The following is a 19,124-nucleotide window of genomic DNA, read 5'->3' on the forward strand; positions in this document are numbered from 1 at the left end:
AGGAACATCCTACACCGAGCAAAGGGGGAGCGTCAGATGCACAAGTGGTTGGCTACATCGCTTCAACGCAAGCTGTCGGTGGTGGTCGCAGGGTCCATGATCGTGCCGATGTTGGCCTTGGGGATATTCGCCTTCGTGATCTCTTCCAACATTACGGAGGAAAAGACGAAGCTAACCGGGAGCGACATGCTGAAGCAAATGGACGCCAATTTGCGCTTTATGCTGGAGGATATCGAAACGCTGTCGATCTTCCTGATCGGGGAGCGGGATTTGCAGGCGTATTTGACCGGCCCGGAGGACGACGAGGCCAAGCGAACGGAGCTGGTCGGACGGATGACCAATCTGGCGGCCTCCAAGCCTTATATCGCCAATATCGCCATCTATCCGGAGCGGTTCGAGGGGCGCCTCTCGACGGCCACCTGGTATGAAAATGAGCTTCCGGCGGAGGCGGCCAAGGCGTTTGCGGGCGGCGGGAAAACGTGGTCCGGCGTGTACGCCATCCGCGATTATGCCGGGATGGAGCAGGTGATGACCTTGTTCCGGCCGATCCGCAGCATCTATGACTTTCGCCGGCTGGGTTGGCTGGCGATCAGCCTGGATGAACAAGAGCTGGCCCGCAACCTGGAATCGCCGGAGTTTGGTCAAGGGATGGGCAAAGTGGAGCTGGTTGGTGTAGACGGGACGATCCTGTCCTCAACCGGCAAGTCCAGGTTAGGTCGGCCGCTGGAAGATTACGCGCCCGGCCTGCTTGCGTTGATCCCGGGCGGAGTTGCGGCTGCGGACGACGGAGATGGACTTCCCAACGCCGCTTCCGTGAACGGGAACGGAAGCGGGAGTGTCATCTACGGCGAAGGGGACGAAAAGTCAACGGTGTTATATCGCCGCGAGCCGCTGACCGATTGGATGCTGGTGGGGCGCGTGCCTTACGACCAATATCGCGCGGAAAACCGCTACATTCTCACGTTAACCGCCGAGGTTGTAGGCGTATCTGTCTTGGCGTGCACACTGCTTATTTGGTTTACGGTGCGCCGGATCACCCGGCCGCTGCGCGTGTTAACCCGCCACTTGTCGCGAATCGATCCGGAGCGGCCGCTGCCGCGTTTTCCGGCGACCTCGGACGATGAGATCGGCCGGCTGGGCCACAGCTACAATATGCTTGGCGCGCATATCGAGCAATTAAAGCGGGAGGTTATCCGCGGGGAAGCGCGCAAGAAGGAGGCCGACCTGCGAGCGTTGCAGGCGCAGATCAACCCGCATTTTCTCTATAACACGTTGTCTTCGATCCATTGGATCGCTTTGATGTCAGGGGAGCGGCGAATCGCCGATATGGTAGAAGGATTAAGCGACTTTTTGCGTATCAGCCTGAATCAGGGCCGGGATTATTGCCCGGTCGAGCAGGAGGTGGCGCATATCCGCAACTATGTGCGCGTCCAATCGATCCGTTTTCCCGATAAGTTTGCCGTTGAGTATATCGTGGACGAGGGGTTGCTGGACAAATGGATGCTAAAGCTGCTGCTCCAGCCTTTGGTGGAGAACGCCTTGATTCACGGGATTCAAAAGCGCGATGGGGTCGGGACGATCACGATCCTGATCCAACCGGAGGGGAAACGCATGAACGTGATGGTCATGGATGACGGTCTTGGCATGAGCGCAGAACGTCTGCGGGAGGTTCGTCAGGCGTTGGCTTTGCCTGGGGGCGAGGAGGCGGAGGCTATGCCGACAGCGACGGGGATGCCTGGAGCGGCTTTGGCCGAGGCGGCAGCTACGAGGGATCCGGCAGTGGCCCCGGTGACTCCGTCTATCTCGTCGGCTTCGGCGACTTCGGGGGGCTCGGTAGCCTCGACAGCCTCGGCGGCGTCTGCTGCTTCGTCAGCGGGATTGGCCGCCGGGTATGGGCTGCGCAACGTCAACGAGCGGCTGCTGTTGCACTATGGACGGGAAGCGGGGCTTACCGTGGATAGCCGGGAAGGCGAGGGGACGCAGGTTTCGTTCTCCATTCCGATCATGGAGGGATCGCCATGAATGTGTTAATCGTAGATGATGAGGTGATTATCCGGACCGGGCTCGCCAGCGTCATTTCCTGGAGCGAGCTGGGGCTTCATCTGCTCTCGCCGGCCGCTTCCGCAGAGGAGGCGCTTGAACGGCTGGAGGCGGAGCGGCCGGATATCTTGATCACCGATATTCGTATGAACGGCAAAACTGGTCTGGAGCTGGCGGAAGAAGCCGCCAAGCTGCTGCCGGGGTTGGAAGTGATCATCCTGTCGGGGTATGGGGATTTTGCTTACACTCAACAGGCGATCCGCCAGGGCGTTGGCGACTATTTGCTGAAGACAAGCAAGCCGGAGGAGATCATCCGTACGGTGCTTCAGGCCAAGCAGCGGCTGCTGGAGCGGCGGGCCGAAGACTCCCGTGCGCAGCGGCAGGCCCGGGAAGAACGGCGGCGGCAGCTGCATAAGTGGGTGATCGAAGGCGAGGCCGGGGCCGTTCCGGCGCTTCCCGACCGCGGGAAGCAGGAGAGGGAAGCGGACAGACCCGAGAGATGGCAGGTTTTGATTGTGTCCGCCGACGGCTGGGGCCAGGAGGAGAATGCGGATTCCCTGCTGCGGTTTGCCGTGCAAAATATGCTGGAGGATTTGCTGCCCGGTTCGGCGGTGTTGATCCATCAAGGTCAAATCGTAGGCGTGACCGATGACTCGAGCTGGGGGGATGCGCACTTTACGGCAGGACGGTTCAAAGGGATGCTGGAACGGATCGAAAACCTGCTGAACTGCCGGTTGCGCTTGGCGGCCGGAATTGCCGTGGAGGAAGCGGATCAGGTGCATCAAAGTTATCTTACGGCGGCGGCCGCTTTTGCTTACCATGATCTGTTGCCCGGCGTAAAGCTGCTGGATTACCGGGAAGTTGCCGAGCGTAAGGGCGGCAGAACGGTGTTGTCACAAGAAGAGGAGAATGGGCTGGGTTCGATTTTGCTGGAGCAGGACCCGATGGCGTTGCGAGCCTGGACGCATCGGCTGGCCGACGAGTTGGCTGCAGACCCGGAATGCACGCCGGAATCGTATCAGGCCTGCCTGCAATCGGCGGCCGTTGCCGCCCACCGTTGGCTGGAGCGAACGCTCCGGGCTTTGGGGAAGGAGGGGGCGGCCCGCTTCGAGCCTTGGCAGCAACCGATTGAAGGGGCCAAGTTGAAGGAGGAGCTGTTCCGCCATCTGCATGCGGTGATGACTTTGTATCATAACCAGCTTGGCGAGGGGCAGGCTTCCCACGTGCAGCGGGCTAAAGCTTATATGGAGTCCTGCCCGGCAGAGGAGCTAAGCCTGCAGCAGGTGGCGGCTTATGTGCATTTGCACCCCGGCCACCTAAGCGAGCTGTTCAAGAAGGAGACGGGCAGCACCTTCGGCGATTACGTCATTGCCTTGCGCATGCGCCGAGCCATGGAGCTGCTGGCCGTCTCCCCGGCCAAAGTAAGCGAAATCGCCGGTCTAACCGGGTACGAGGACGTGAAATATTTTAGCCGGCTGTTCAAGAAGCATACGGGCAAAACGCCTAGCGAATTTCGCGATGAGGCGCTGGGTTACGATCCGGCGGGCCTCACAGCGGGCGGGGGTTAGCCTGCCCAACCAACATCACCATCGGGAAAAGAGGGACGATTCATGATTTTATCGGGGCCATGGAAGCTGCAGCATTTTGATGTTGGGGAGAAGCCACCTCTGGAGCTGGCCGCCCCCGGGTTGGACGATCGCTTCTGGATCGAGGCCGGCGTCCCGGGCGATGTCCATTCGGCGCTGCTGGAGCGCGGCATTATCGAGCCTCCGTATTTCGGGCATAACGATGCCAAATGCCGCTGGATCGAGCGGAAGGAATGGTGGTACCGTACGACGTTTGAGCTGGACGCCGTACCTGGGGAAGAAGGCGAGCGAATCGAGCTGGTATTCGAAGGGCTGGATACGTTTGCGGCCATTTTTGTCAACGGGCATGAGATCGGTTTGGCCTCCAACATGTTCCGTCGTTATCCCTTTGATATCACGCGGATCGTCCATGAAGGGCGAAATACGGTGGCGATCCGATTTGATCCGCTGGAACTGCATTACCGTGACAAAGAGCGGTTCGAATGGTCTTCGTATACGAAGGAGCGCCCGTGGATCCGCAAGGCGGCGATGAATTTCGGCTGGGACTGGGGACCGCGGGTCGTCACGGCCGGCATTTGGGGGCCGGTTCGGCTGGAGCGCCGGAGAAGGGCCAAGCTGACCGGCGTATATGCCGCAACGTTGTCCGCATCAGCGGAGGAAGCGGTCATCCGGGTCAAAGCCGAGGCGGAGGCATTCCGTTCCGGAACGAAGGCGGTTGCTGTCGCGAGGCTGATCGACGCAGAGAGGAATGAGGTAGCGTCCGTTGAGCTTCCTGTGTTGGAGAGCGCCGAGGCGGAGGCTGCGGGCGGGCAGGCCGCGTTGAGGCAAGCTTTCCCCCGTGCGTTCCGAACGCAGGGAGCGGCGTCGGCCGAACTGCGGATCGCCATGCCGCGGCGGTGGTGGACGCATGATTTAGGCGAGCCTTATCTGTACTCGCTGGAGGTAACGCTGGTTGTTGGCGGCGAAGAAGTGGATCGTTATCAGCAGTCTTTTGGCATACGGACGTTGGATTTGTCGCTGCAAGATCCCGATGGCAACCCGTCTTTTGCCTTTATTCTTAATGGCATTAAGGTTTACGCCAAAGGGGCCAACTGGATCCCGGCGGACCATCTGATCGGATCCATTCCAGAGTCCACGTACCGCGAGCTGGTCGAGCTGGCCGTGGAAGGACAGATGAACATGCTGCGCGTATGGGCGGGTGGCATTTATGAAAAGGATGTTTTCTACGAGGAATGCGATCGGCGAGGCGTGCTGGTGTGGCAGGATTTCGCTTTTGCCAATGCGTTGTTTCCGGACTTCAACCGTGACTTTATGGATAATGTGCGGCAGGAAATCGTCGATAACGTCAAGCGGCTGCGGAATCGGGCTTCGCTGGCGCTCTGGTGCGGCAACAACGAAATCGACTGGCTGTATGACATGAAGGCGGCGGCGGGGGATATTACCGGACCGTTTTTTGGGGAAACGATCTATCATGAGCTGATTCCCGGGCTGCTGGCGGAGCTGGATCCACATCGCTCCTATTGGCCTTCGTCACCGTACGGGGCCCAGGAGGGGTATGACGCCAACGATCCGAACCACGGGGACCGTCACAACTGGCAAGTGTGGCACGGTTCGGTCTACCCGCGTATGCAGGGCGAGAAACCGTTGCTGGATTATAGTATCGAAGGGGTTACGTTCAAGAACTTTAAGCAAGACTTCGCTTTGTTCAGCAGTGAGTTTGGCATGCATGCTTCAGCGAATCGGTACACGTTGGAGAAAAACATTCCGGAAGGGCAGTTTACCTGGGGAAGCGCCGAGATGGCATACCGGAACAAGGATACGAACCATCGCAAAGGGATTTTGCTGATGGAGGGGTATACGGGGATTCCGCGGGATATCGAGGAGTATTTGAACTTCTCCATGCTGACTCAGGCGGAGGGGCTGAAGTATGGCATTGAGCATTTCCGACGCCATCGTCATCGCAACAGCGGCGCGCTGGTGTGGCAGCTGAACGACAGTTGGCCGGGGACAAGCTGGTCGATGATCGATTACGAGCGGCTGCCGAAGGCGTCGTATTACTATGGGAAGACGTTTTTTCACCCGGTGCTCCTGTCGTTGGAGCATGAACCGGGCGAGCCGCTGCGCGTCTGGGTCGTCAACGATACGCTGGAGCCGCTGGAGGGGACCGTGACATTAACGGTGCATCCCTTGTCCCTTGGTGGCGTCGTAGCGGCAGAACGGCAGGTTTCGTTTGCGGTGCAAGTCCCTCCGCAAACGGCGCTGCCGCTCGGGAGCCTAGGCGAGGCGGAGGCCCTTGCCGGCTTGGCGCCGGAGGAGGTCCTGGTGGAGCTGAGCGCCACGGGGTTCGCCGCACCGGCCAACCACTACTACCTGCGCGACCCGAAGGAGCTGCGCCTGCCGGTGGCTGAGCTGGACGTGCAGGTCGACGAGGCGGAGCAGACCGTCACGGTCACGGCCTCGGGCCGGAGCGTCGCCCGGCTGGTCAAGCTGGAGCTGCCGCTGGGCGGCGTCCGCTTCAGCGACAACTATTTCGACCTGCTGCCCGGCGAGCAGCGGACCGTCCATCTCCGGCACCCCGAGGGCCGGCCCTTGCCGTGGGCAGCGCTGCGGGTAGGCGCGTTGAACGCCGGAACGCAGCCGGGCATACGCTGCTAGGGGCGGCGCGTTGAACGCCGGAACGCAGCCGGGCATACGCTGCTAGGGGCGGGCGCGACGGAGCGGCTGCGGCTGTGGCTGTGGCTAAGTGGCGATGCCCGGCACAACCTCCCCGCGCCCCGCACCAAAAAGGCGACCCCACATTTGATGTGGGGCCGCCTTTTCACTTTACTCCTCGTGCTCGTAAAGGGTGATGCTTTCAATCTGGTTGATCGTTCGGCGCAACTCCCGGGCTTGTTCCCGGTGGATGTCGCCGTTTTCGAACATCCGGTTGATTTCCGCCCGTTCGGCATCCATCACCAGCAGCCGCAGCTCTTCCTTCTGCGCTTCCGTCTTCTCGTTAAATGGATCACCGCTGCCCTTCAGCCGACCGATCGCACGCTTGTAGTCCAGGATGACGAATTGAACGAGGTTGTCCGATTCGTCCCCTTTTTTCAAGCCCTGTAAATACTCGAGTGCTGCTTGCAGTGCCCGGAGGTGGATGTCCCGCCCTACGACCTTCATGTCGTAATCTTTGTATTTACGTTTCGCACGCCGGAAGTCCCGCACCGTACTGCCGACCATAAAGAAGAAGCGGGCGCGTCCGCTTTGTGACAGCTTTTCTTCCCGGTGATCCAAGGCCTTCTCGAAGGTTTCGTACATCTCTTTATCCATGCCGCCTTCCTGCATGGTCTGTTGAATATAGCTGCGTTCCACCTTCAGTGCGGCCCGGTGCAGCTCGGTGATTTTACCCAGCATGGCCGGTCGATCCAGCCGCTCGGCGCCCCATTGATCCAAGGCGGGTTGAAGCAGGCGGCTGTACTCGTCCATCAGCTGATAGGCCGCAGTTTTGTTATCCTCGTCCATTTCTTCCTTGATCTTGTTCAGCGCTACCCGCAGCACGCGGGTCCGAGCCTCGTTCATATCGAGGAACTCGCCGGCTTCTTCGCCGGATGCGCCCCCCTTGCTCAGGATCGGCAAGAAGATCGTGGCCACCACTAACGTAAACAAGATGACGCCTGCCGCCAAAAACAAAATCAATGACCGTTCCGGAAACGGTCCGCCGCTGGCAACCACATAGGGGATGGATAATACCCCGGCCATCGTAACCGTGCCGCGGACCCCGGTTAGGGTCAACAGCAGACTGGATTTTACCGTAGGTCTTTCAACGTTATTCCCTTTGGCCTTCCGGTGTTCATACATGGCAAAGAGATGCGACCAAATAAAGCGAATCCCCAAGATGCCAATCCCAACGACCAGCACATATCCGATCGCCAGCACATTGTTAATATTCGGGTTATCAACCGTCGCCTGGATCGACGACGGGATGTTTAACCCGAGCAGCAGGAAGACGATCCCGTTCAGGATGAACAGCACGGTGGACCAGATGTTTTCCGTGAGCAGCTGTTCTTTGGCCAGCATCGTTTCCGTCCGCTCCCGCAGCAACGAGTGCACAACCCCGCCCACAACCACGGCAATTACGCCGGAAGCGTGCAGGAATTCCTCAGTGACGATAAAGATTAGGAACGGTGTCAGGATTTGCAGCAGCGAATGCAGTGTGGCGTCCTTAATCCCTTGTTTGAGCAAGGAAAACCGGATCCAGGTCATAATTAAGCTGAGCACCAGACCCAGGATAGCCCCGAGAATGAACATATAGGTGAAATCAAATAAGGCTTCCTTCAGTGAAAAATACCCCGTCACGACGGCAGCAACCGCGTAGTTGAAGGCTACCAGGCCCGAGGCATCGTTGATCAGCGATTCCCCTCGAACGAGATTTAACACCTTCTCCGGGAGATGAATCCGTTTGGCAATCCCATTGACGGCCACCGGATCGGTAGGGGAGAGGATTGCCGCCAGCGCAAATGCAGCGACCAGCGGAATGTCGGGAATGACGGCATGGATGAGATAACCGCCTCCCAACGTTGTTAAAACGACTAGAATAATGGCGTTACCGAGAATCGCCCCGCGCATATTCCATAGCTGGTCGCGGGGGAAGTACCTGCCGTCGTTGTACAACAGGGGCGCAACAAACAGGAGCAAAAACCATTCGGTCTCGAGTTCCAACGAAAAACCGTTGAAGGCTAGCGCAATGATAATCCCAAGGGCGATTTGGGTCAGCGCCGTGGGGATCAACGGGATATAGTGGCTGATGATGTTCGAGGCCACAATACAGATGAGTAGCATGATAACGGTGATGAGTAAATCCATAAAGGTAAACCGTCCTTCCGAAAGATGAGGGATGAGGCACTGGGCCATTTTGGTAGGGTTATTATAACCTGTTTTTTTAAACCGAAGTTAAATAAGAATAATTTTTTTGCGAAAAAAATGCCCTTCCACAGCCAATGCGGAAGAGCTGAATTGCAGGATATCTCTCTTTTACAGGTCGTCGAACCCGTTGTCGTCGCCAACCTTGCCGTAGTTACGGGATTTGGCTTCGAAGAAATCCGTTTTCGTCGCGTTCAGCGCCTCGTCGGAGAACGGTTTAATCCATGGCATACAGTTGATATCGACGCCTTGGTAGGCTTTGTCCAGTCCCATCAACGTCAAACGCTTGTTGGCGATGTATTTGATGTAATCGGACAACTCGTTTAAGTCGATGCCTTGGACATTTTTTAGCGTATAATGGGCCCAGTTCGTTTCCAGCTCCACCGCCCGGTCGATCGTACGGTACGCGTAGTCGATATTCTCTTTCGTATTCAGCTCCGGATAATCGATCAGCAGTTGCTTAAATACCTCGGCAAAAAAGTAGCAATGCTGGTTCTCATCCCGCTGGATATACGAAATCATCTGGCTGGTGCCCATCATCTTCTGATCACGCGCCAGATTGTAGAAGAACGCAAACGTGCTGTAGAAGAAAATGCCTTCAAGAATAAGGTCCGCAACCAGCGCTTCAAAAAAAGTCTGCGGCGTCGCATTGTTGCGGAAGTTCTGATAGATATCGGAGATAAACTTGTTGCGGTCCAGCAGCACCGGATCATGCTTCCAGTATTCAAAAATCTCTTTCTGCTCCTGCTCCGAAACAATCGAGGACAGCACATAAGAATAAGACTGATTATGTACCACTTCCTGTTGCCCGATAATCGCCGAAATCGCCTCCAGCGACGAGTCGGTGAAGTAGCGCTTCACGTCGCCGACGAACATCGTTTGCATCGAGTCGAGCACCGCCAGCAGCGAGATGTTGATCTTGAAGGTGCGCTGCTCCTCCGGGTCAAGCAGGGCGAATTGCTGCGCGTCTTTAGCCATCGGGATCTCGTCGGCGATCCAGTGGTTGAGCAGCAGCACTTTGTACAGCTTGTACATATGCGGCATGCGGATGTCGTTCCAGTTCAGGATACCCGAACATTCGCCGCCGATGATCCGCGTTGATTTATTCGGCGCTTCGGTGTTAAAAATCGTTTGAAGTTGCATGGGATTTCGCTCCTTAATTGTGGTGATTCATGCGGGAGGGGGCCGCCGGCTGAAATGTTCTTACGATCGCTGTTGCTCGCGGATTTCTCTGATTGAACTAGATTCAGAAGTAGTAGAAATCCACTCGCAAAGGCGAACGCTCCGCTTCTTCAGAATCATTTCACCCTCTGGCCCATTCCCCGCATGGATATATGCTCAAAACGTGAGCGCATCCCCGCAGGGGACAGCGCCTCCGAGCAGGTAGTGGCACTACAACCGCCTCCACTGCTCATTAGTTCTTTAAAAGCAAGCGCATCCCTTAGGGGACAGCGCCTCCGAGCACGAAGTGGCACTACAACCGCCCCCACTGCTCATTAGTTCTTTAAAAGCAAGCGCATCCCCGCAGGGGACAGCGCCTCTTAGCACGTAGTTACGCCTAGAAAGGCTATGCCGCACACTCGTCTATTAACTAACTAATCTTTGCTCCAGTAGTAAGTGCATCCCGAAGGGACAACGAGGGTTACGCACGCAGTAGTACCGTTTACCGTCGGCGTCGCAGTCTCCGCTCTCGCAGGAGCGCCGCAGTAGAGCGGGCCCGAAGGGCGACAAGCGGCTCATCCCGCCTATGTCCCTCGGGTGCGCCGAAAGCAGCAGTCCTGAGCAGCACGGTTTACCAGGTGACCCGGGAGCGCCTAAAGTAAGACGTACCCGAAGGGGGAAAAGCGTTCCTAGCACGTAGCCAAGGCGCCTCCCCGAAGGGGATAGCCGGCAGGAGCGCCTCAGTCCCTCCCACGTTCCTCCAGTTTGCGGGAGACCAGAGGGCAGCAGGCCCTCGGGCGCCCTCCCTTACGGTAAGGGAGGGGTGGGGAGGGTTGAGACCCCTATGAGGCACAACTCTCGCACTCCTCAATCGTCAACGCCCGGCTGCGCACATAATACGTCGACTTCAGCCCAGCTTTCCAGGCATGCAGATGCAAGTCCAGGAACTCGGTGGCCTTGATGTCCGGCCGCACGTACAGGTTGAAGCTTTGCCCCTGGTCGACATGGCGCTGGCGGGCGCCGGCCATGTCAATCGACCAGTGTTGGTCGATCAGGAACGCCGTTTTGTAATACCAGATCGTTTTTTCGGACAGGTCCGGTGCCGGGTTCGCGATCTTGTATGTGGTCTTCTCCTCATAGGAGAGCAGCTCGTACAACGGATCGATGCTGGCGGTGGAGCCGGCGATGATCGATGTTGATCCGTTGGGCGCGATCGCAAACATCCAGGCGTTACGCACGCCGTTCTCGCGAACTTCCTTCTGCAGTTCACGCCATTGCTCCGTTGTTACGAATTTACCTTCCCGCGTGCCGTCCGTGTAGTTCCGGGCTTCGAAGTAATGCCCCGTTTCCCAATCGGAGCCGGCAAACTTCGGATATTTGCCTTTTTCCTTGGCGAGCTCCATGCTGGATTTGACCAGCAGGAAGTTGATTTTTTCGTAAAGCGCGTCGTTGTATGCCACGGCTTCCTTGGATTCCCAGCGGATGCCTTCCAGCGCGAGCAGGTGGTGCAAGCCAAACGTGCCCAGCCCGATCGCCCGATATTGGCTGTTCGTGTACTGCGCCTGCAGCACTTCGATATTGTTGATATCGATGACGTTGTCGAGCATCCGCGTCTGAATCGGCACCAGCCGTTCCAGAACGCCCGCCGGCACTGCGCGGGCCAGGTGGATCGAGTTCAGGTTGCAGACGACGAAGTCGCCCGGGATTTTGGATACGACGATCCGGGTTTGGCCATCCTTGGTCACCAGTTCCTCTTGCTCGACCACCGTCGGCGATTGGTTTTGCATAATTTCCGTACACAGGTTGGACGAGTAGACCATTCCGTGCGCGCGGTTCGGGTTAGCGCGGTTCACGGTATCGCGGTAGAACATGTAAGGCGTACCGGTCTCCAACTGCGATTTCAAAATCCGCTTCATGATATCGATCGCCGGCATCGTAATGCGCGAAAGCGTAGGGTGGGCGACGGCCTCGGCGTATTTTTCGCGAAAGCTGCCTTTCCCGAATTCTTCATCGTAGAAGTCTTCCAGACCCAAAGCGCGTCCGTTCGCATCCTTCCAGCCCATCGTTTTCTTCACTTCATGCGGGCAGAACAGACTCCATTCCCCGCGGGCTTCCACCGCCTCCATAAACAGGTCGGGCAGGCACACGCCGTGGAAGACGTCATGGGCGCGCATCCGCTCGTCCCCGTTGTTCAGCTTTAAGTCAAGGAAAGCGAGGATATCCTTATGAAAAACGTCCAGATAAACCGCGATCGCGCCTTTCCGCGTTCCAAGCTGGTCGACGCTGACGGCGGTATTGTTCAACTGGCGGATCCAAGGGATAACGCCGGAGCTGGTGTTCTTGTGGCCGCGGATATCGGAGCCGCGGGCGCGGACCTTGCCGAGGTAGACGCCGATCCCGCCACCCATTTTGCTCAAGCGAGCCACGTCGGTGTTGGAGTCGAAGATGCCCTCAAGCGAGTCGTCCACCGTATCGATAAAGCAGCTGGACAGCTGGCCGGCGACTTTTTTGCCGGCATTGGACATCGTTGGCGTTGCGGCGGTCATATAAATGTTGCTCATCGCCCAATACGCTTCCTTCACCAGCTCCAAGCGTTTCTCTTCCGGCTCCTTGTGCATTAGGTACATAGCGATGACCATATAACGCTCCTGTGGCAGCTCCATCGTCCGTCCATCGAAGTCAGTGGCGAGGTACCGTTCGGTGAGCGTCAGCAGGCCGATATAGTCGAACAGCAGATCGCAGGACGGGTCGATCGTACGGCCCAGCTCTTCGATTTGTTCTTTTGTATAACACTCGAGCAATTCCTCGCGGTAAATGCCCAGCTTGCACAGCTCGGTGATCAAATGGTGGAACGAGCCGTAAGGCTCCTCCGGGTAAGCTTTGTAACGGCGGTTAACCGCCGCTTTTTTATAGAGGGAAGTCAGCAGGGAGCGAGCGGCGGCGAATTTCCAATCCGGCTCTTCTTTTGTGACCAGCTCCAGAGATGACATCGTAAACGCATTGCTGATTTCTTCACCGGTTACGTCGTCGCGACGGAGCTTCGCATTGACACCGCGCAGCAGGCGCTCTTTATCGAGGTTATGTAATCCTTGCAAAATCCGGTCGGCATAAACGCCAAGGCGCTCGCCGTCAAACGCAAGCTGTCGGTTGTTTGGTTTCGTCACTAGAGTGGGCATCAGATGAATCCTCGCTTTCGTGAAATAAGGTAGGATAATTGCTGCATATCGCCAACGTTATCACAAATCGTGAATTTTCAAATTATAGATAATAGGCGAAAAAGGGGGCGCAAATCCGTTTGCGCTCCGTGATGAAGTTTGTCAGACTGTGACGAAGGTCACAGGCTTTTAATTATACCAGAAACTTCTATCCTTCGTGATCAAAAAGTCAGCTTTTTGGTATAGCTAGAATGAGAATATCGACTCCCATAAGACAGCTTGTCCCTGCCGCAGGCTTTGTTGAATATCGATCAGCCGTTGGTTGGAGCTCCCCCGGTAGAGAAGAGAAGGGTCACGAAGCTCCTCGACGAATCGTCCGTCAACCAGCACCTCGCAGCGCCGCAGCAGTTCATATTCAGGGGAGTCAGGACGTTCTATTAATTCTTCGTAGGTATATCCGCTGTAAATCCAAATCGATAGGGGGCCCGTTTCGGCCACCAACCGGTCGATCAACCCGCTGACCTCGGCAGCGGAGAAAAAAGGGTCCCCGCCAAGGATCGATAGACCGCTTAGCAGGGGGTTATTTTTAATGTCATGAATAATCTCGGCTTCGCGCTCTAGGGTCAGCGGTTCACCGTAATCGAAGTTCCAGGTCTTTGGGCTAAAACAGCCCTTGCAGTAATGTCGGCAGCCGCTGATGAAGAGTGCAGCCCGCAGGCCTTCGCCTTCATTAATTGATTCCGGATAGTAGCCGCATAGATTCATGCGTCGTGCTTAACCCGGTCGCGCACTTCGGCTTGTTTGGCGGCGTTAAACCGCGTTTGGAAGTCTCCGGTCAGGTAACCGGTGACCCGGCGCAAGCGGCGGATATGCACCTCATTCTCATGGCTGTCGCAAGAAGGGCAGGTCGCCCCAATGATGCCTTCGAAGCCGCAGGCCGAGCAGCGGTCGATCGGATGGTTGATGCTGAAATAGCTGACCTGCTGCTGCAGGGCGTATTGCACGATTTTCAGGAACGCCGCCGGGTTGCTGCGGGCATTGCCGTTTAGCTCGATGTAAGAGATTGCCCCCGCGTTGCACAGCCCGTGGAATTTGGCCTCCAGCTCGATTTTTCGGGCAGCGCTGAGGTTGTAATAGACCGGAATATGGAACGAATTCGTGTAATATTCGCGGTCCACCACCTCGGGAACCGGACCATATACCGCGCGGTCGCGTTTAGTGAACTTGCCGGACAGCCCCTCTGCCGGCGTGGCGAACAACGTGATATTCAGGTTGTGAATTTGGCTTTGGCAGTCGCAATAATCGCGCATGTAGGCGATCAGATCATATGCTTTTTGATAAACCGCTTCGTCTTCGCCGTGGTGCTTCCCGTACATCGCCTTCATGCATTCGGCCAGCCCGATGAACCCAATGGACAAACTGCCGTGTTTCAGCAAGTCACCTACCGTATCGTCCGGAGCAAGCGCCTCGCCACCTTCCCAGACACCTTCACGCATCATGAAATCGGAAGCCTTCGCTTTTTGCGAGGACTGGATTTTGAAGCGGTGCAGCAGACCTTCCAGCGCGATATCCATATAATGCGTCAACTCGCGGTAGAAGCCGCGCTCGTCGGCCTCCTTGCGATGGCCCAATGCGATGCCGTGCTCCAAGCCGAGCTTGACCAGGTTCAACGTATTAAAGGAAAGGTTGCCTTTGCCGGACAGATGATTCCGTCCAAATCGATCGGCCAGCACGCGAGTACGGCAGCCCATCGTGGCGAATTCCGTGTCCGGATTCGATGGGTCGTAATACATCAGGTTAAGCGGGGCGTCAAGGTTGGCGAAATTCGGATACAACCGTTTGGCCGAGCATTCCGCCGCCTTCAGGAACAGGGCGTAGTTTGGCTCGCCCGGGTTCTGATTGACGCCTTGCTTACATTTGAAAATCTGAATCGGGAAAATCGGCGTTTCCCCGCTGCCCAGTCCGCGCATTGTGGCGGTGAGCAGGGAGCTGATCACCAGTTGCCCTTCCGGCGAAGTGCAGGTGCCATAGTTAATGCTGGTGAACGGGATTTGTCCGCCGGCCCGGCTCGACATCGTGTTCAGGTTATGGATCAGGCTTTCGGCGGCCTGCCGCGTTTCGCTTTCGGTTTCTTTCAGCGCATATTTAAAGGCTTTAGGATATTGGTCGCGCAGGTCGCTGCGGCTCATCGCAATGTCGCCCAACTCGGCGCTTGCATCGCCTTCTTCGAAGTATTCCAGCCCTTTGCGGAAATACTTGGCGAACGATTTGGCAACGTAAGGGGCGAGATCGAAGTCCAGTTTGTTTGCGGATACGCCTCCGTACTGGGAGTTTTGCTGGGATTGGAAAATAATCGCCACCAGCGCCATCGCCGTCATGATCGAGGTTGGCGGCCGTACGCTGCCGTTCCCGGTGTTGAAGCCTTCCCGCAGCAGCTTATCGAACGGGATAAAGATGCAGTTGGTTGTACCGATCGCGTATTGATCCAGGTCGTGAACGTAGACGATGTTGTCCTGAATCGCCTGCACCAAGCGGGCCGGCATGACGAAATGGCTTGCGTACCACTTGGCATACTCGCTGCCGAATTTACTCATCTTGCCGGAGAAGCTCTCTCCGTTCAAATTGGCGTTCTCCCGCAGCACCTCGAGGTTGCGGCTATGCACGATTTCCTCGCCTAATTGAATGACTTCATCCAGCAAGGTATCCCGGCCGGTATACTTTTGGTTTAGCAATGCCATAACAAAGTTCTCCTCCCCAGAAACTAAGTTTTTATCCCATACTAAAAGGGCATGTCCAACCCGACGAGGGTGGACATGCCCGAATGCGCTGCATCATAACGTTCACGTTGGGCATAGAAACATAAGCCCTAAGGTTCAGCGGCAAGCGGACACCATCCCTGTTCCTCGCAGGTTTTCCGTCGGTGTCTTCCAAACGGGCAGGTCTCCTGGCTTTCGGATCGTTGCTGACGCCTTCCCGCAGCCGATGAATCAAGCCGCAGTGGCATATAGGTCAGTCGAACGGCTGGGTCTTAAAGACGAGTTCGATGAACCGCTTCGTCTTCAGAACCTAGCTACCGATTACAGTGGCGGGACCGCAGCGGATTTGCACCGCACTTCCCTTTTAAGGTCCGGCGGCTTGTCCGCCGCCGAATCACCCGTTCACACTATATTTTGTTGCGTTGATCTAAGGATAGCCCAAGATGTTGTGTTTGTAAACGGGGGATTTACGATGAAAAAGGGCTGAAAACCTCGTGAAAATCTCCGGGCCGCGCAGTGATGCGGAGAGTGGGGGACGAGATGAATTGTGAAATTTTTTAATTGAGTCGTAGGAACTAGGAGAATAGTTGCGGGCGCTCTTGTACGGTCGATATTTGTCTAACGGACGGAGAAGCCGTTATTTCCGCCATTTCTGGCGATTCTAGAATCTAACGGACTCCATGGACCTTATTTGGTGCAATGGCGTACGAATTGGGCGATTTTTCGGTAAATAGAGGCTCTACGGTCCGTTAAAATTCAAATTGGGATGATTGGAGACCAATAAGAGCGTTGGAGTCCGTTAGAGTTCGGTTGATCTTCGGGAGCAAGGATGGGTAGAATGGGGAGGTAGGTTGAATAACAAGCTCGTGATTGATAACAAATCTAATCTAGGAAGGAAGCGATCCATAATGGCAATCGCCGAAGTTACCGTTATTCCGATCGGAACGGGAAGCACCAGCCTAAGCGCTTATGTTGCCGACTTGCACCGGGTACTGGAGAAGCAGGAGGGCATCACATTTACCCTCACCTCGATGAGCACGATTATTGAAGGTCCGTTGGACGACGTATTCGCCGCCATTCGCGCCATCCATGAAGCGCCGTTCCAGTCGGGCGCCGGCCGCGTCTCAACGTCGATCAAGATCGATGACCGCCGCGACAAAGCCAGCTCCTCCGAGCAGAAGCTGCGCTCCGTTCGCGAGAAATTGTGATCTGCAATTTTCCAGACATTTGCGCTTGCATTATTTTGAAATCGGGGTATAATAAATTTTGTTCGCTAAAAACGAACTTGCTGGTGTAGCTCAGCTGGTAGAGCAACGCATTCGTAATGCGTAGGTCGGGGGTTCGAATCCCTTCACCAGCATCCTATATGCAAGCGTAACGCGCCTTCCGAGGTTTTCGGGGGGCGCGTTTTTTGTTTCGAATGGCACCCACGGGCATTGATAACTATATTGCGAGTACGGTCATGATGGAAAGTTTACGAACTTTCTTCAATGCGGGAGAGGATTATCCACAATAGAACTCTTCGTCGCAGCCTCCCCTTCATTTACTTCAAAGCCAACTGAACCGCTGCTTTTTCCGCTTCGGAATAGGCTTTCTGCAAAACCTCATTTTTATCTAAAATGTCGGTTCCTTGGACCCGGAGGATGTCGAAATCCTCGATCCCAAGAAATTGAAACATCGACTTCAGGTACTTATAGGAGTATTCGACTTCGGTGTACCAATCGTTGTTGGTATAGATCCCCCCGCTGCCCTGGATGACAACCATGCTGCGTCCATCCTTAAGGAGACCAACGGAGCCATTTTCGGTGTACTTGAAGGTTTCCTTCGCAATCATGATGTTATCCATATAATCTTTTAATTTGGACGGCACGTTAAAGTTATGCAAAGGGTAAGCGATGATATATTTCCGGGCGCTTTTGAATTGCTGAAGGACCTTGTCCATCTTTCGGGTAACCTCTTGTTCTTCGGTTGTTAGCTCTTCTCCGTTTCTTTGTTTTCTCCATGCGTGTAGCACCGTCTTGTCCACCATGGGGACAATGTCCTCGTATAAGTTGATTTGTTCGATGATCTCCTCGCCGGATTGATGCTCTTTATAGATCTTCAAGAAATAATCTAAGACGTTCAAACTAAACGATAAAGTTGAATTCGCCTCTGGGTGTGCGTTAATGATCAGCAGTTTATTCATAGATGGTTCCTCCAGTTTCTATTTTTTGATTACACCTATTAGACAACCGGAGGTATCAATTTGTGACTACAAGCAGCGGTTTGAGATTATAAATAAGAAAAGGGAAGGGAGATTCTCAGCGAACCTCCCTTTGTCTCGAGGTGTTAACCTTCCTCCATCGCATCCCTTTTCGTCCGATGGACCGTGCCAAACGGATGCTCCGGCGGCGCATAAATAACATACACTTTTAGCGGCTCGTTGCCGGTGTTGATGATGTTATGCCACTTGCCGGCAGGGATGAAGACAGCGTCGTCATCATCGATGTTTTGCACGAAAGTTAAATGGTCTGCCCGATCGCCGATTTGGGCGACGCCTCGGCCGTCTTCAACCCGTATAAATTGGTCGGTGCCCGGGTGAACTTCCAGGCCGATATCCTCCCCGACGGGGATGCTCATCAAGGTGACCTGAAAATGCTGGCCGGTCCACAAAGCCGTTCGAAACGTTTGATTTCGCTCCGTTGCCTCGCTAATGTCGATGACAAAAGGCTGTTGCCCATAATCCTGGAGCGGTTGCCGACTCCAAGGGTCAATCGCTCCAGGAGAAGAGGGATATTCAGGATATACGGGGCCGGGTTGGACATCGCCGGGAAAGCGGGCAGGGTAATATGCAGGCTGATTCGCGTGAACGAAGTAAGGATCAGGATAAGGAGAAGGATAATACGGTGAGGAATACGACAAGCCAGGGTAGGGTCCGGGAATGTAATTCATCTTTCACATAACCTCCAAGGTTTATTACCCATCATATGCCTATCGTTCGGCCACGTGCTTAGCTGCAAAAATGAGTCAATTCTACCGATGCAATCATCTAGGAATCTCAAATCTCCCTGACATAGAATAGAACATACCTTAGTAAAGGGGAGAAGATGGTATGGCAAAAACGCTTTTGGATTACAACTCGACGGTGGTCACACCGGTGACGAACGGGGTCAACATTCCGATTCCGGTCGTTGGGGGCGTGCAAATTGCGGCGGTTTCCGTTTTCCTTGATCCGGCTGATCCGGCATCCTTGACGAACCGTGTGGAGTTGAAGGCAACGATCGGCGTTGAAGCGCTGACGGATACGCCCAATATCCTGGTACGGATCTGGAGAGCAGGCACCGAAATTTTCTATGGGTTGGTAGAGCTGGAGGATGCCTTCAACGACTGGGGCCTCATCAGTGTGCATTTTGTAGAACATGCCCCGCTTGGCGTGCAAAACTATCAATTGATCGTAGAAAATCAGGATAATAACAGCACGGCTAGAGTTGTAGGACCGGTTGTCTTCACAGCGATGGCCATTGGCGGATAATTGGGAAGTTTGATTC

The 19,124-nt window shown here is 55.5% G+C and carries 12 protein-coding genes, 1 tRNA gene and 1 riboswitch; of the genes, 6 read left to right on the forward strand and 7 right to left on the reverse strand.

Annotated features, from left to right (window positions below):
* The first annotated feature begins 36 nt into the window (after positions 1-36).
* Genes BN3277_RS10560 through BN3277_RS10570 form a run of 3 tightly spaced genes read left to right on the forward strand, consistent with a single transcriptional unit; the run spans position 37 to position 6,281 of the window.
* Positions 37-2,022, forward strand: coding sequence for a cache domain-containing sensor histidine kinase (locus BN3277_RS10560; RefSeq protein ID WP_059042381.1), 1,986 nt, complete (start codon positions 37-39; stop codon positions 2,020-2,022).
* The gene (locus BN3277_RS26225; protein WP_059042382.1) at positions 2,019-3,608 is read left to right on the forward strand and encodes a response regulator transcription factor; all 1,590 of its coding nucleotides are present in this window, start codon (positions 2,019-2,021) and stop codon (positions 3,606-3,608) included. The genes BN3277_RS10560 and BN3277_RS26225 overlap by 4 nt, the downstream gene beginning before the upstream one ends.
* A 42-nt stretch (positions 3,609-3,650) precedes the next feature.
* Positions 3,651-6,281, forward strand: coding sequence for a beta-mannosidase (locus BN3277_RS10570; RefSeq protein WP_059042383.1), 2,631 nt, complete (start codon positions 3,651-3,653; stop codon positions 6,279-6,281).
* Positions 6,282-6,449: 168 nt separating this feature from the next.
* Here the strand turns inward: BN3277_RS10570 and BN3277_RS10575 are convergent, their stop codons facing one another.
* The 5 genes from BN3277_RS10575 to BN3277_RS10595 all read right to left on the reverse strand — a co-directional run bounded on the left by BN3277_RS10575 (position 6,450) and on the right by BN3277_RS10595 (position 15,579).
* Entirely contained in the window at positions 6,450-8,468 is a 2,019-nt protein-coding gene (locus tag BN3277_RS10575) for a Na+/H+ antiporter (protein WP_059042385.1), read from the reverse strand.
* A 168-nt stretch (positions 8,469-8,636) separates the two neighbouring features.
* Positions 8,637-9,668 (reverse strand): ribonucleotide-diphosphate reductase subunit beta, encoded by a 1,032-nt coding sequence (locus tag BN3277_RS10580; RefSeq protein ID WP_059042387.1) that lies wholly within the window; start codon positions 9,666-9,668, stop codon positions 8,637-8,639.
* A gap of 860 nt (positions 9,669-10,528) precedes the next feature.
* On the reverse strand, positions 10,529-12,862 hold the full coding sequence (locus BN3277_RS10585) for a ribonucleoside-diphosphate reductase subunit alpha (protein ID WP_059042389.1): 2,334 nt from the start codon (positions 12,860-12,862) through the stop codon (positions 10,529-10,531).
* Positions 12,863-13,087: 225 nt separating this feature from the next.
* Entirely contained in the window at positions 13,088-13,606 is a 519-nt protein-coding gene (gene nrdG, locus BN3277_RS10590) for an anaerobic ribonucleoside-triphosphate reductase activating protein (protein WP_059042391.1), read from the reverse strand.
* Positions 13,603-15,579 (reverse strand): anaerobic ribonucleoside triphosphate reductase, encoded by a 1,977-nt coding sequence (locus BN3277_RS10595; RefSeq protein ID WP_059042393.1) that lies wholly within the window; start codon positions 15,577-15,579, stop codon positions 13,603-13,605. The genes nrdG and BN3277_RS10595 overlap by 4 nt, the downstream gene beginning before the upstream one ends.
* A 179-nt stretch (positions 15,580-15,758) precedes the next feature.
* Positions 15,759-16,014: riboswitch (cobalamin riboswitch) on the reverse strand.
* Positions 16,015-16,505: 491 nt separating this feature from the next.
* Between BN3277_RS10595 and BN3277_RS10600 the strand changes: the two genes are divergently transcribed.
* Together BN3277_RS10600 and BN3277_RS10605 are read left to right on the forward strand one after the other, a co-directional pair.
* Positions 16,506-16,805, forward strand: a complete 300-nt coding sequence (locus BN3277_RS10600; RefSeq protein ID WP_059042395.1) for an MTH1187 family thiamine-binding protein — start codon at positions 16,506-16,508, stop codon at positions 16,803-16,805.
* Positions 16,806-16,884: 79 nt separating this feature from the next.
* Positions 16,885-16,957 (forward strand) — tRNA-Thr (locus BN3277_RS10605).
* Between the two features lie 183 nt (positions 16,958-17,140).
* Here the strand turns inward: BN3277_RS10605 and BN3277_RS10610 are convergent.
* Together BN3277_RS10610 and BN3277_RS10615 are read right to left on the reverse strand one after the other, a co-directional pair.
* Positions 17,141-17,782, reverse strand: a complete 642-nt coding sequence (locus BN3277_RS10610) for an FMN-dependent NADH-azoreductase (RefSeq protein WP_059042398.1) — start codon at positions 17,780-17,782, stop codon at positions 17,141-17,143.
* A 143-nt stretch (positions 17,783-17,925) separates the two neighbouring features.
* Positions 17,926-18,528 (reverse strand): cupin domain-containing protein, encoded by a 603-nt coding sequence (locus BN3277_RS10615; protein WP_059042400.1) that lies wholly within the window; start codon positions 18,526-18,528, stop codon positions 17,926-17,928.
* Between the two features lie 160 nt (positions 18,529-18,688).
* Here BN3277_RS10615 and BN3277_RS10620 point away from each other — a divergent pair, with 160 nt between their 5' ends.
* The gene (locus tag BN3277_RS10620) at positions 18,689-19,108 is read left to right on the forward strand and encodes a hypothetical protein (RefSeq protein WP_059042402.1); all 420 of its coding nucleotides are present in this window, start codon (positions 18,689-18,691) and stop codon (positions 19,106-19,108) included.
* Positions 19,109-19,124: the final 16 nt, after the last annotated feature.

It is taken from the genome of Paenibacillus rubinfantis, assembly GCF_001486505.1.
Lineage (GTDB): Bacteria > Bacillota > Bacilli > Paenibacillales > Paenibacillaceae > Fontibacillus > Fontibacillus rubinfantis.